This window comes from Stenotrophomonas maltophilia (assembly GCF_004920835.1).
Classification (GTDB): Bacteria; Pseudomonadota; Gammaproteobacteria; order Xanthomonadales; family Xanthomonadaceae; genus Stenotrophomonas; species Stenotrophomonas maltophilia_AQ.
This window is the reverse complement of the sequence record NZ_QFHO01000033.1, coordinates 35,844-49,428: the sequence shown is the minus strand read 5'-3', so window position 1 is coordinate 49,428 and position 13,585 is coordinate 35,844. Positions and strand designations below refer to the sequence as shown.

Annotated in this window: 14 protein-coding genes and 1 tRNA gene; all 15 read left to right on the top strand. The window is 63.9% G+C overall.

The features are described from left to right. The first annotated feature begins 196 nt into the window (after positions 1-196). The 15 genes from tpiA to nuoL all read left to right on the top strand — a co-directional run bounded on the left by tpiA (position 197) and on the right by nuoL (position 13,582). Complete coding sequence (gene tpiA / locus DI041_RS18340; protein ID WP_136639757.1) at positions 197-952, top strand: triose-phosphate isomerase; 756 nt, start codon at positions 197-199, stop codon at positions 950-952. 31 nt (positions 953-983) lie between these two features. Then, positions 984-1,421: a preprotein translocase subunit SecG gene (secG, locus tag DI041_RS18335; RefSeq protein ID WP_136639758.1), complete on the top strand. Its 438-nt coding sequence runs from the start codon at positions 984-986 to the stop codon at positions 1,419-1,421. A gap of 51 nt (positions 1,422-1,472) precedes the next feature. Continuing rightward, positions 1,473-1,557 (top strand) — tRNA-Leu (locus DI041_RS18330). Positions 1,558-1,668: 111 nt separating this feature from the next. Continuing rightward, positions 1,669-2,025, top strand: coding sequence for an NADH-quinone oxidoreductase subunit A (locus DI041_RS18325; RefSeq protein WP_008265012.1), 357 nt, complete (start codon positions 1,669-1,671; stop codon positions 2,023-2,025). Beyond that, entirely contained in the window at positions 2,016-2,570 is a 555-nt protein-coding gene (locus DI041_RS18320) for a NuoB/complex I 20 kDa subunit family protein (protein ID WP_005410463.1), read from the top strand. Before DI041_RS18325 ends, DI041_RS18320 begins: the two co-directional genes overlap by 10 nt. A gap of 33 nt (positions 2,571-2,603) precedes the next feature. Beyond that, positions 2,604-3,353, top strand: a complete 750-nt coding sequence (locus DI041_RS18315) for an NADH-quinone oxidoreductase subunit C (protein ID WP_005410462.1) — start codon at positions 2,604-2,606, stop codon at positions 3,351-3,353. Further along, a complete protein-coding gene (locus tag DI041_RS18310; RefSeq protein ID WP_046983976.1) occupies positions 3,350-4,657 on the top strand; it encodes an NADH-quinone oxidoreductase subunit D in 1,308 nt (435 codons plus the stop codon). Before DI041_RS18315 ends, DI041_RS18310 begins: the two co-directional genes overlap by 4 nt. 97 nt (positions 4,658-4,754) lie before the next feature. Next, the gene (nuoE, locus tag DI041_RS18305; RefSeq protein WP_012511709.1) at positions 4,755-5,282 is read left to right on the top strand and encodes an NADH-quinone oxidoreductase subunit NuoE; all 528 of its coding nucleotides are present in this window, start codon (positions 4,755-4,757) and stop codon (positions 5,280-5,282) included. A 4-nt stretch (positions 5,283-5,286) separates the two neighbouring features. Beyond that, on the top strand, positions 5,287-6,627 hold the full coding sequence (gene nuoF / locus DI041_RS18300) for an NADH-quinone oxidoreductase subunit NuoF (RefSeq protein WP_012511708.1): 1,341 nt from the start codon (positions 5,287-5,289) through the stop codon (positions 6,625-6,627). Continuing rightward, positions 6,624-8,858: an NADH-quinone oxidoreductase subunit NuoG gene (nuoG, locus tag DI041_RS18295; RefSeq protein ID WP_046983975.1), complete on the top strand. Its 2,235-nt coding sequence runs from the start codon at positions 6,624-6,626 to the stop codon at positions 8,856-8,858. The genes nuoF and nuoG overlap by 4 nt, the downstream gene beginning before the upstream one ends. After that, positions 8,855-9,949: an NADH-quinone oxidoreductase subunit NuoH gene (gene nuoH / locus DI041_RS18290; protein WP_136639759.1), complete on the top strand. Its 1,095-nt coding sequence runs from the start codon at positions 8,855-8,857 to the stop codon at positions 9,947-9,949. Before nuoG ends, nuoH begins: the two co-directional genes overlap by 4 nt. A gap of 3 nt (positions 9,950-9,952) precedes the next feature. Further along, positions 9,953-10,441, top strand: a complete 489-nt coding sequence (nuoI, locus tag DI041_RS18285) for an NADH-quinone oxidoreductase subunit NuoI (protein ID WP_006381128.1) — start codon at positions 9,953-9,955, stop codon at positions 10,439-10,441. A 9-nt stretch (positions 10,442-10,450) separates the two neighbouring features. Next, complete coding sequence (locus DI041_RS18280) at positions 10,451-11,107, top strand: NADH-quinone oxidoreductase subunit J (RefSeq protein WP_046983973.1); 657 nt, start codon at positions 10,451-10,453, stop codon at positions 11,105-11,107. Next, a complete protein-coding gene (nuoK, locus tag DI041_RS18275; RefSeq protein WP_006381125.1) occupies positions 11,104-11,409 on the top strand; it encodes an NADH-quinone oxidoreductase subunit NuoK in 306 nt (101 codons plus the stop codon). The genes DI041_RS18280 and nuoK overlap by 4 nt, the downstream gene beginning before the upstream one ends. Before the next feature lie 7 nt (positions 11,410-11,416). Beyond that, the gene (nuoL, locus tag DI041_RS18270; protein WP_046983972.1) at positions 11,417-13,582 is read left to right on the top strand and encodes an NADH-quinone oxidoreductase subunit L; all 2,166 of its coding nucleotides are present in this window, start codon (positions 11,417-11,419) and stop codon (positions 13,580-13,582) included. The last annotated feature ends 3 nt before the right edge of the window (positions 13,583-13,585 follow it).

Genomic DNA, 13,585 nt, shown 5'->3' with positions numbered 1-13,585 from the left:
GGTTCACGGCGTCCCTCGCCAGTCCCACCCGCCCGGCCAACCCCACAAATCCAGCCGGGGCTCTCCGCGACCAACCCCACCCCGCCACGAGGGGCTGCGCCGTTGGCTGAAAATCCATGTAACCGCTTACAAGGAAACGGATTTTTGCCGTAACGGGTATCATGACCGGCTGACTTCACACAGGAGCTACCCGCTCATGCGCCGCAAGATCGTCGCCGGAAACTGGAAGCTGCATGGCAGCCGTCAATTCGCCAATGAACTGCTGGGGCAGGTGGCCGCCGGGCTGCCGCTGGAGGGGGTGGACGTGGTGATCCTGCCGCCGTTGCCGTACCTGGGGGAGCTGGTCGAGGACTTCGGCGAAACCGGTCTTGCCTTTGGCGCGCAGGACGTGAGCAGCAACGAGAAGGGGGCCTATACCGGCGAGGTCTGCGCGGCGATGCTGGGCGAGGTCGGTGCCCGCTATGGCCTGGTCGGCCACTCCGAGCGCCGCCAGTACCACCATGAAAGCAGCGAGCTGGTTGCCCGCAAGTTCGCCGCCGCCCAGCATGCCGGCCTGGTGCCGGTGCTGTGCGTGGGTGAGACCCTGGAGCAGCGCGAAGCGGGGCAGACCGAGGCGGTCATCGCCAGCCAGCTGGCGCCGGTGCTGGAACGGGTCGGTGCGGCAGGCTTCGCCAAGGCCGTGGTTGCCTACGAGCCGGTCTGGGCCATCGGTACCGGCCGTACCGCCAGTAAGGAGCAGGCGCAGCAAGTGCACGCGTTCATCCGTGGCGAAGTCGCGCGTATCGATGCTAGAATCGCTGATTCACTGCCCATTGTTTACGGCGGTAGCGTGAAGCCCGACAATGCCGGGGAACTGTTCGCGCAGCCGGATGTCGATGGTGGGCTGGTCGGTGGCGCCTCCCTGGTGGCCGCGGACTTCCTGGCCATCGCACGGGCGGCGGCCGCGAACTAATCCTAGAAGTATTGTCCGAGGGCGGTTTTCAATGCTGATGTTGATCCTCAATGTCGTCTACGTGCTGGTCGCTGTGGCCATGATCGCGCTGATCCTGATGCAGCGTGGTTCGGGTGCGGCGGCGGGTTCGGGCTTTGGCGCCGGTGCCTCGGGTACGGTGTTCGGTGCGCGCGGCGCTTCGAATTTCCTGTCCAAGTCCACCAAGTGGCTGGCAGTCATGTTCTTCGGCATCAGCCTCTTCATGGCCTGGTATGCCGGTCACGGCACCCGTCCGGCGGCCGAGCAGGATCTGGGTCTGATGTCCGCCCCGGCGGTGACCGCTCCGGCGGCCCCGGCGGGCGAATTGCCGGCCGTTCCGAAGGCCGATGCGGTCCCGGCCGCCCCGGTTCCGGCCGCAACTGTGCCGGCTCAGGCGGAATCTTCGGTTTCTGGTGAAGAAAAGCCTTCGGAAGGCTCCCAGAAACACTGAAGCCGGTTACAATACGCGGCGCATCGGGAAGATAGTCTGATGTGATCGTTTGCCCAGGTGGCGGAATTGGTAGACGCACTACCTTGAGGTGGTAGCGACTTAGGTCGTAGGGGTTCGAGTCCCCTCTTGGGCACCATTTGTAAGTAAAGCGGGTTCGTCTGGCGCGCAAGGTGCCAGGCAGATTCCCGTCCACTCCCCCATGCCAAAGCGCCTGCAGGCGCAGCGGCAGAGGCAAGAGAGAATCGCTGTGCTGGCCGAATATTTGCCGTCTCTGCTGTTTCTGATCGTTGCCACCGGTATCGGCATTACGCTGATGCTGGTTGGCCGATTCCTCGGTCCCCGCCGCCCCGATCTGGAAAAGCTGTCGCCGTACGAGTGCGGCTTCGAAGCCTTCGAAGACGCGCGCATGAAGTTCGACGTGCGCTACTACCTGATCGCGATCCAGTTCATTGTCTTCGACCTGGAAATCATCTTCATCGTGCCGTGGACCCAGGTCTTCATGGAGCTGGGCGCGCGTTCGCTCATCACCATGGGCCTGTTCGTCGGCATGCTGTTCCTCGGTTTCATTTACGTCTGGAAGAAGGGAGCGCTGGAATGGGAGTGATTCAGACTCTCGATGGCCTCATGAACAATCCGACGCCGGAAGGCCGGGTTGATGACATCCTGCGGCCGGAAGGCGACAACCCGCTGCTGGAAAAGGGCTTCGTCACCACCAGCGTCGACGCACTGCTGAACTGGGCGCGTACCGGCTCGATGTGGCCGATGACCTTCGGCCTGGCCTGCTGTGCGGTCGAGATGATGCATGCCGGTGCCGCGCGCCTGGACCTTGACCGCTACGGCGTGGTGTTCCGTCCGTCGCCGCGTCAGTCCGACGTGATGATCGTGGCCGGTACCCTGGTCAACAAGATGGCCCCGGCGCTGCGCAAGGTCTACGACCAGATGCCAGACCCGAAGTGGGTCATCTCGATGGGCAGCTGCGCCAACGGCGGTGGTTACTACCACTATTCCTATTCTGTGGTGCGCGGCTGTGATCGCGTGGTGCCGGTGGACGTCTATGTCCCGGGCTGCCCGCCGACCGCCGAGGCGCTGGTGTACGGGATCCTGCAGCTGCAGAAGAAGATCTGGCGTACACAGACCATCGCCCGCTGACCCCTTCACCTGACAAGAGCGCGCCAAGCCCCCATGGCAGAGCAAGCATCCTTCATCGACCGACTCTCCGCACGTTTCGCAGGTGCGAAGGTCATCGTGGTCGAACCCCGCGGCGAAGTGACGCTGGAAGTGCCTGCCGCCGAGTGGCACGCCACCGCCCTGGCGCTGCGTGACGAGTTTGGTTTCGAACAGGCCGTCGATCTCTGCGGCGTCGACTATCTCGGTTATGGCTCCGATGAGTGGGACACCGCCGATGTGTCCTCGCAGGGCTTCAGCCGTGGTGTCGAAGGCAAGGCCCAGGGCCGTTTCGCGTGGGGCGAGTTCCCCACCGAGGAAAACGGTGCCGACGGCGCCCGCCCGCAGCACATGCCGACCCAGCGTTTCGCCGTGGTCGCCCAGCTGCGTTCGTACCAGCACAACCTGATGATGCACCTGCGCTGCTTCGCCCCTGACGAAGCGCTGCCGGTGGTGTCCTCGCTGACCGGCATCTGGCCGGGCCTGAACTGGTTCGAGCGCGAAGCGTTCGACCTGTACGGCGTGATCTTCGAAGGCCACCCGGACCTGCGCCGGATCCTGACCGATTACGGTTTCGTCGGTCATCCGTTCCGCAAGGACTTCCCGCTGATCGGCAATGTCGAAGTCCGCTACGACGAAGAAAAGAAGCGCGTGATCTACGAACCGGTCACCTCGGTGGAGCCGCGTGTCGGCGTGCCGCGCGTGATCCGCGACGACGCCCGCCTGCAGACCGCAGAAGGTGAGCGCGCGCAGGAGGCAGTGAAGTGAGCCACGTACACCAGGCCGGCGAAGCATTCGCCAGCAGCCCGGCCGAGAGCCGGCAGGAAATCCGCAACTACACCATGAACTTCGGCCCGCAGCATCCGGCCGCCCACGGTGTGCTGCGCCTGATCCTGGAAATGGACGGCGAAACCATCATGCGCGCCGACCCGCACGTGGGTCTGCTGCACCGTGGTACAGAAAAGCTGGCCGAGTCCAAGCCGTTCAACCAGTCGATCGGCTACATGGATCGCCTGGATTACGTGTCGATGATGTGCAACGAGCACGCCTACGTGCGCTCGATCGAGACCCTGATGGGGATCGAGGCGCCGGAGCGTGCGCAGTACATCCGTACCCTGTTCGATGAAATCACCCGCATCCTCAACCACCTGATGTGGCTGGGTTCCAACGCCCTCGATCTGGGCGCAATGGCGGTGATGCTGTACGCCTTCCGCGAGCGTGAAGAGCTGATGGACTGCTATGAAGCGGTCTCCGGCGCGCGCATGCACGCGGCGTACTACCGTCCGGGCGGTGTCTACCGCGACCTGCCGGACCACATGCCGAAGTACAAGGAATCGCGCTGGCACAAGGGCAAGGCCCTGAAGAACCTCAACGCCGCGCGCGAAGGTTCGCTGCTGGACTTCCTGGAGAACTTCACCAACGAATTCCCGGGTCGTGTCGACGAATACGAGACCCTGCTGACCGACAACCGTATCTGGAAGCAGCGTACCGTCGGCATTGGCGTGGTGACGCCCGAACTGGCCCACCAGTGGGGCATGACCGGTGTGATGCTGCGCGGCTCGGGCGTTGCCTGGGACCTGCGTAAGAAGCGCCCGTACGCCAAGTACGATGCCGTCGATTTCGACATCCCGCTGGGCAAGGAAGGCGACTGCTACGACCGTTACCTGGTCCGCATCGCCGAAATGCGCGAGTCCAACCGCATCATCAAGCAGTGCGTGGCGTGGCTGAAGGCCAACCCGGGCCCGGTGATGGTGAAGAACTTCAAGGTCGCTCCGCCCAAGCGCGAGGACATGAAGGACGACATGGAAGCGCTGATCCACCACTTCAAGCTGTTCAGCGAAGGCTATTGCGTGCCTGCCGGTGAAACCTACGCCGCCGTTGAAGCCCCGAAGGGCGAGTTCGGCTGCTACCTGGTCTCCGATGGCGCCAACAAGCCGTTCCGCGTGCACCTTCGCGCGCCGGGCTTCGCCCACCTGTCCTCGATCGACTCGATCGTGCGCGGCCACATGCTGGCCGACGTGGTGGCGATGATCGGCACCTACGACCTGGTGTTCGGCGAGGTTGACCGGTAATGCCGTCCGCCACGCCAACGCCCGCTGCAGGCAGCCGGCGCAAGCCGGCGCCGCAGTTTCTGCAATTTCACGTTATGCATTTCGCTGAGGTCGGCCGATGAAGGCGACAGGTAATTTCGAGGCGGCGCGCGACGTCGACCCGATGGTGGTGCTGAGCGACAAGACGCGCGCTCACATCGATCACTGGCTGTCCAAGTTCCCGCCGGACCGCAAGCGCTCTGCCGTGCTGCAGGGCCTGCACGCGGCCCAGGAGCAGAACGAGGGCTGGTTGACCGACGAGCTGATCGCCGGCGTGGCCAAGTACCTGGACCTGCCGCCGGTCTGGGCCTACGAGGTCGCCAGCTTCTACTCGATGTTCGAGACCGAGAAGGTGGGCCGCAACAACGTGGCCATCTGCACCAACATCAGCTGCTGGCTCAATGGCGCCGAGGACATCGTCCGCCATTGCGAGAAGAAGCTGGGCATCAAGCACGGTGAATCGACCGCGGACGGCCGCGTCTACCTCAAGCGCGAGGAAGAGTGCCTGGCAGGCTGCGGTGGCGCACCGATGATGGTCATCAACGGTCATTACCATGAGCGTCTGACCCTGGAAAAGGTCGACGAGCTGCTGGACGGGCTGGAGTAAGGGCATGGCACATCACCACGAATCCAAGGGGCCGGTCGGTCCTGCGCCGCTGCCGCACCAGGTGGTCTACACCACCCTGCATTACGACACCCCGTGGTCGTACGAAAGCTACCTGAAGACTGGTGGCTATGCCGCCCTGCGCAAGATCCTCGAAGAGAAGATCCCGCCGGAGCAGGTCATCGAGATGGTCAAGGCCTCGGGCCTGCGCGGCCGTGGCGGCGCGGGCTTCCCGACCGGCCTGAAGTGGTCCTTCATGCCCAAGGGCAACATGCAGAAGTACATCCTCTGCAACTCGGACGAATCCGAGCCGGGCACCTGCAAGGACCGCGACATCCTGCGCTACAACCCGCATTCGGTGGTGGAAGGCATGGCGATCGCCTGCTACGCCACCGGTTCGACCGTGGGTTACAACTACCTGCGCGGTGAGTTCCACCACGAGCCGTTCGAGCACTTCGAGCAGGCCCTGGCCGACGCCTATGCAAACGGCTGGCTGGGCAAGAACGTGATGGGCTCGGGCGTGGACATCGACATCTACGGTGCGCTGGGTGCCGGCGCGTACATCTGCGGCGAAGAAACCGCACTGATGGAATCGCTGGAAGGCAAGAAGGGCCAGCCGCGCTACAAGCCGCCGTTCCCGGCCAACTTTGGCCTGTACGGCAAGCCGTCGACGATCAACAACACCGAAACCTACGGTTCGGTGCCGGCGATCATCCGCAACGGTCCGGAGTGGTTCAAGGGCCTGAGCCTGACCGCCAACGGCGGCCCGAAGTGCTTCTCGGTGTCCGGCTGCGTGCAGAATGGCGGCAACTTCGAAGTGCCGCTGGGCACCACCTTCCACGATCTGCTGCAGATGGCTGGTGGCCTGCGTCCGGGCCGCACCCTGAAGGGCGCGATCCCGGGCGGCGTGTCGATGCCGGTGCTGACCGCGGCCGAGCTGAAGGACCTGCCGATGGACTACGACACCATCCGTGCGCTGGGCTCCGGCCTGGGTTCGGGTGCGATCGTGGTGCTCGACGACAGCGTCTGCTGCGTCAAGTTCGCCTGCCGCATCAGCCAGTTCTTCCACAAGGAATCCTGTGGCCAGTGCACCCCGTGCCGTGAAGGTACCGGCTGGATGCACCGCGTGCTGGAGCGCATCGTGGCCGGCAAGGCCACGATGGAAGACCTGCACCAGCTGAAGGCGGTGGCCGGCCAGATCGAAGGCCACACCATCTGTGCGTTCGGTGAAGCGGCTGCATGGCCCATCCAGGGCTTCCTGCGCCAGTTCTGGGACGAATTCGAGTACTACATCGTCAACGGTCATTCGATGGTTGACGGCAAGAAGGTGGAGGCAGCCGCCGCATGAGCGCGCAACCCGTAAACCCGAGCGTGCCACCGGATCACGTGACCATCGAGATCGATGGCAAGTCGCTGGTCGTACCCAAGGGTTCGATGATCATCCAGGCCGCCGACAAGGCCGGCATTTCGATTCCGCGCTTCTGCTATCACGAGAAGCTGCCGATCGCCGCCAACTGCCGCATGTGCCTGGTGGACGTTGAAAAGTCGCCGAAGCCGGCGCCGGCCTGTGCCACCCCGGTGATGGATGGCATGAAGGTCGCCACCCGCAGCGAGAAGGCACTGAAGTTCCAGCGCTCGGTGATGGAGTTCCTGCTCATCAACCATCCGCTGGATTGCCCGATCTGCGATCAGGGCGGCGAGTGCGAGCTGCAGGACGTGTCGCTGGGCTATGGCCGTTCGGTCAGCCGCTTCAACGAGCGCAAGCGTGTGGTGCCGGACGAGGACATGGGCCCGCTGGTCGCCACCGAGATGACCCGCTGCATCCAGTGCACCCGCTGCGTCCGCTTCACCGCCGACGTTGCCGGTACCTATGAACTGGGTGGCATGTACCGCGGTGAGAACCTGCAGATCGGTACCTTCGACGGCAAGCCGTTGACCACCGAGCTGTCGGGCAACGTCGTCGACGTCTGCCCGGTCGGCGCGCTGACCAACAAGGTGTTCCAGTTCCGCGCCCGTCCGTGGGAACTGACCGCGCGCGAATCGCTGGGCTACCACGACGCGATGGGTTCGAACCTGTTCCTGCACGTGCGTCGCGGCGAAGTGCTGCGCACCGTGCCGCGCGACAACGAAGCCGTGAACGAGTGCTGGCTGTCCGACCGTGACCGCTACTCGCACCAGGGCCTGTACAGCGAAGATCGTGCGGTCAAGCCGCTGCGCAAGGTCAATGGCGAGTGGAAGGAAGTGAGCTGGGCCGAAGGCCTGGCCGCCGCTGCCGAGATCCTCAAGGCCAACCAGGGCGACAACCTGGGCGTGCTGGTGCACCCGTCGACCTCGAACGAGGAAGGCGCGCTGCTGGCCCGCCTGGCCAAGGGCCTGGGCTCGAGCAACATCGACCACCGCATCAACAACCGCGATTTCTCCGACGCTGCAACCGCTGAAGTGTTCGGCCTGCCGCTCGCCGAGATCGAAGGCGCCGACCGCATCGTCGTTCTGGGCAGCAACATCCGCCACGAACTGCCGCTGCTGCACGCTCGCCTGCGCAAGGCGCAGACCACCAATGGGGCGAAGATCCACGTCGTCAATCCGGTGGACTTCGACTTCGCCTTCAGCATCGCCGGCAAGCAGATCGTCGCGCCGTCGAAGTTCGTCGACGCGCTGGCCAACGCCGAGCTGCGTTCGGCGGTGCAGGGCGGCAACAACACCGTGCTGATCGTCGGTGGCATCGCTGAAAACCATCCGCAGGCTGCCGCGATCCGCGCCGCTGCGCGTGAGTTCGCCGCCGCCACCGGTGCCAAGCTGTGCCGCATTCCGCAGGGTGCCAACGCCGTTGGCCTGACCCGCGCCGGCGTGCTGCCGGCCGGCAAGGACGTCGCCGAGATGCTGGCGCAACCGCGCCAGGCCTACGTGGTGTACGGCCTGGAGCCGGGTCTGGACTTCGCTGACGCTCCCGCCGCGCGCAAGGCGCTGGTCGGTGCCAAGGTGGTGGCCTTCAGCCAGTTCGCCTGCGTCTCCACCCGCGACGTTGCCGACGTCATCCTGCCGATCGGTGCGCTGCCGGAAATCGACGCCACCCTGACCAACCTCGATGGTCGCGAGCAGTCGGCCCGTGCCGGCGGCAAGCTGCCGGGCGAGGCCCGTGAGGGCTGGCGCGTGCTGCGCGCACTGGGCGGCGACATGGCGCTGGCCGGTTTCGACTTCACCGACCTGGCCGGCCTGCGTGCCAGCCTGGCCCCGGTGTCGGTCACCGTTGCCGCTTCGGCGCAGCCGGTGGTTGCCGGTGAAGGCCTGGAAGTGGCTTCGACCGCCGCGATCTACCGCACCGATGCGGTGGTCCGTCGCGCCCCGGCGCTGCAGTCGCATCCGCTCAACAACGCGCCGCGCATCGTGCTGAACGCTGAAGACGCCGCTCGCCTGCAGCTGCAGGAAGGGCAGATGGCCAAGGTCGGCACCGATGCCGGCAAGGCCACCCTGCCGGTGGTGATCGACGCCCGCGTCGCTGCGGGTTCGGTCTGGATTGAATCGGGCCACGGCGCGACTGCGCCGCTGGGTGCCGCTCGCGTAACGGTGGTGGCTGCATGAACGAATTGCTGTTGAACGCGGTCGACCCGCTGCACCAGTGGCTGCTTGGCCTCGGTGACATCGGCGCGCTGATCTGGATCATCCTGAAGATCCTGGTGATCACCGTTCCGGTGATCATCTCGGTGGCCTTCTACGTGGTCTGGGAACGCAAGCTGATCGGCTGGATGCACGTCCGCCACGGCCCGATGTACGTGGGCATGGGCATCTTCCAGGCCTTCGCCGACGTCTTCAAGCTGCTGTTCAAGGAAGTGGTCCAGCCGAGCAGCGCCAACAAGGCGATCTACCTGCTGGCACCGCTGATCACCTTGGCTCCGGCCTTCGCGGCCTGGTCGGTGGTCCCCTTCGATTCGCAGATCGTGCTGTCCAACGCCAACGCCGGCCTGCTGTACCTGCTGGCGATGACCTCGCTGGGCATCTACGGCATCATTCTGGCCGGTTGGGCATCCAACTCGAAGTATGCGTTCCTGGGTGCGATGCGTGCCTCGGCGCAGATGATCAGCTACGAAATCGCCATGGGCTTCGCCCTGGTCGGCGTGATGATCGCGTCGGGCAGCCTGAACCTGAGCAACATCGTGATGGCGCAGGCCGGCAATTCCGGTTTCTTCGACTGGTTCCTGCTGCCGCTGTTCCCGCTGTTCGTCATCTACTGGGTGTCGGGCGTTGCCGAAACCAACCGCGCGCCGTTCGACGTGGTGGAAGGTGAATCGGAAATCGTCGCCGGCCACATGGTTGAGTACTCGGGCGGTGCGTTCGCGCTGTTCTTCCTGGCCGAATACGCCAACATGATCCTGATCAGCTTCCTGATCTCGATCTTCTTCCTCGGCGGCTGGCTGAGCCCGATCCAGGGCTGGGTCAACCCGGGCGATATCTCGCCGCTGGTCGACTGGATCTGGATGGGCGGTGCACCGTGGCTGTTCGTCAAGGTGTTCTTCTTCGCCAGTGCCTACATCTGGTTCCGTGCCAGCTTCCCGCGCTTCCGCTATGACCAGATCATGCGCCTGGGCTGGAAGGTCTTCATCCCGCTGGCCATTCTGTGGATCGCGGTTACCGCCGTCATGGTGTTCTTCGGCGTGATTCAAAAGGGCGTCTAAGTGATGAACAGGATTACCCATTACTTCAAGAGCCTTCTGCTGCTCGAACTGCTGGGCGGCCTTTGGCTGACGCTGAAGTACAGCTTCAAGCCCAAGTACACGATGATGTACCCGATGGAGAAGTTCCCGCAGTCGCCGCGCTTCCGTGGCCTGCACGCCCTGCGCCGTTACCCCAACGGTGAAGAGCGCTGCATCGCCTGCAAGCTGTGCGAAGCGGTGTGCCCTGCATTGGCCATCACCATCGACTCGGCCAAGCGCGAGGACGGCACCCGCCGTACCACGCGCTATGACATCGATCTGTTCAAGTGCATCTTCTGTGGCTTCTGTGAAGAAAGCTGCCCGGTGGACTCGATCGTCGAAACCCACATCCTCGAGTACCACTTCGAGAATCGTGGCGAAAACATCGTTACCAAGCCGCAGCTGCTGGCCCTGGGCGACCGTCTCGAATCCGAGATCGCCGAGCGTCGCGCCGCCGATGCCGCTTACCGCTGAGGTCGAGAGATGGATTGGGTAAATATCGCTTTCTGGGTCTTCGCCATCGCGGCAACGGTTTCGGCCGGTGCGGTGATCAGCGTGCGCAATCCGGTGCATGCCGTTCTGTGTCTGGTGCTGACCTTCTTCTCCATCGCCTGCGTGTGGCTGCTGGTCGGCGCCGAGTTCCTCGGCGTGGCACTGGTGCTGGTGTATGTCGGCGCTGTGATGGTGCTGTTCCTGTTCGTGGTGATGATGCTCGACATCGATCCCACCAAGCTGCGTGAGGGTTGGGTGCGCTACCTGCCGGTCGGCCTGATCGTCGCCGTGGCGATGCTGGTGCAGATGCTGATCCTGATCGGCGTGAAGGGCAGGGCGGTCACCCCGTTCCCGGCCGACAACGCCGCCGCGCTCGCCGCCGACAGCTCCAACGTCACCTGGCTGGCCCGTACGCTGTTCACCGAGTACCTGCTGCCGTTCGAGTTCGCTGCGGTCATCCTGACCGTGGCCGTGGTGGCCGCCGTGATGCTGACCCTGCGTCGCCGTACCGGCGTGAAGAGCCAGAACCCGGGCGAGCAGACCATGGTCAAGGCCGGCCAGCGCCTGCGCATGGTCAAGATGGACGCCGAAGCGCCGGTCGTGCACAGCAACAGCAAGCCGGCCACCGGCGAGGAGACCCAGCCGTGATTACCCTTGGCCACATGCTTGCGCTTGGCGCGGTGCTGTTCGCCATCAGCCTGGCCGGCATCTTCCTCAACCGGAAGAACGTCATCGTCCTGTTGATGTCGATCGAGCTGATGCTGTTGTCGGTGAACGTCAATTTCGTCGCCTTCTCGCGTCAGCTGGGCGATCCGTCCGGCCAGCTGTTCGTGTTCTTCATCCTGACCGTCGCCGCCGCGGAAGCCGCCATCGGCCTGGCGATCCTGGTGACCCTGTTCCGTACCCGACGCACGATCAATGTCGGCGAAGTCGATTCGTTGAAGGGCTGATCCACAGATGGAAATCACTCTCTCCAAGAGTCTGTTGATCGCAGTGGTGCTTGCACCGCTGTTCGGCAGCATCATCGCCGGCCTGTTCGGTCGCCAGGTCAAGCGCTTCGGTGCGCAGACCATCACCATCCTCGGCGTCGCGGTGGCCTGCGGCCTGTCGATGTACACGCTCTACCAGCTGCTGTGGGGCGGTGCGCAACCGTTCAACCAGAACATCTACACGTTCTTCGAAGTCGGCCAGTACTCGGCCCATGTCGGCTTCATGGTCGACAAGCTGACCGCGATGATGATGGTGGTGGTGACCTTCGTGTCGCTGCTGGTCCACATCTACACGATCGGCTACATGCAGGACGATCCGGGCTACCAGCGGTTCTTCAGCTACATCTCGCTGTTCACCTTCTCGATGCTCACCCTGGTGATGAGCAACAACTTCCTGCAGCTGTTCTTCGGCTGGGAAGCGGTGGGCCTGGTGTCGTACCTGCTGATCGGCTTCTGGTTCAAGCGCCCGACCGCGATCTTCGCCAACATGAAGGCGTTCCTGGTCAACCGCGTCGGTGACTTCGGCTTCCTGCTCGGCATTGCCGGCGTGCTGTGGGTGTTCGGTACCCTGGATTACTCGCAGGTGTTCTCGCAGGCCGGCATGCTGGCCGACCCGCGCGCCCAGCTGCAGATCTGGGACGGCACCATGTTCGGCATGCAGCTGTTGAACGAGCCGGTGATCTGGTCGATCGCCACCGTCATCTGCATCTGCCTGTTCATCGGTGCCATGGGCAAGTCGGCCCAGGTCCCGCTGCACGTGTGGCTGCCGGACTCGATGGAAGGCCCGACCCCGATTTCGGCACTGATCCACGCCGCGACGATGGTGACCGCCGGTATCTTCATGGTCACCCGCATGTCGCCGCTGTTCGAGCTGTCGCAGACCGCGTTGAACTTCATCCTGTTCATCGGTGCCACCACGGCCTTCTTCACCGGCCTGATCGGCATCGTGCAGAACGACATCAAGCGCGTCGTCGCGTACTCCACGCTGTCGCAGCTGGGCTACATGACCGTCGCACTGGGCGTGTCGGCCTATTCGGCGGCCGTGTTCCACCTGATGACCCACGCCTTCTTCAAGGCGCTGCTGTTCCTGGGTGCCGGTTCGGTCATCATCGCGATGCACCATGAGCAGGACATGCGCAAGATGGGCGGCCTGCGCAAGTACATGCCGATCACCTTCGTCACCATGTGGATCGGTACCCTGGCCCTGGTCGGTACGCCGTTCTTCTCCGGTTTCTACTCGAAGGACACCATCATCGAAGCGGCCGAGATCCACGCCCACATGCAGAACAGCTGGGTGGCCACCTATGGCTACTGGGCTGTGCTGGGTGGCGTGCTGGTGACCAGCTTCTACAGCTTCCGCCTGCTGTTCATGACCTTCCATGGCAAGGAGCGCTTCCGCGACGCGCACAATGACGATCATGGCCATGGCCATGACGATCACCACGCTGCTGATGCGCATCATGGCGACGCGCACCATGACGACCACGGCCATGGCCACGGTCCGCATGAGCCGCACGAAACCCCGTGGGTGGTGACCCTGCCGCTGATCCTGCTGGCCATCCCGTCGATCGCCATCGGTTTCTTCAGCATCGGTCCAATGCTGCACGGTACCGACTGGGCGGGTAATCACGCTCACGCGGCGATCAAGGGCCAGGCACAGACGTTCTTCACCGGTGTCGTGGACTTCTACGATCCGGCCAAGAACACCGTTGCCTTCCTCGGTGAGGAGTTCCATGGCCCGGTCGCGTTCGCGCTGCACGGCATGATGCTGCCGCCGTTCTGGCTGACCCTGGCAGGCTTCCTGCTGGCCGCGCTGTTCTACCTGTGGAAGCCGGACCTGTCGGGCAAGGCGCGCAAGACCTTTGCTCCGCTGGTGTCGGTGCTGGAAAACAAGTACGGCTTCGACAAGCTGTGGATCGATGGCTTTGCTGGTGGCGGTGTCAAGCTGGGCAAGGTCTCGCGCTGGATCGACAGCAACATCGTCGATGGCGTGGTCAATCTTTCGGCACGTGTTGTGGACGTTGCAGCCGGCGTGCTGCGTCGTACCCAATCCGGTTTCCTCTATCACTACGCCTTCGCGATGATCATCGGCCTGATTGCCCTTCTGGGCGTGCTGATGCATTACCTGCGTTGATGA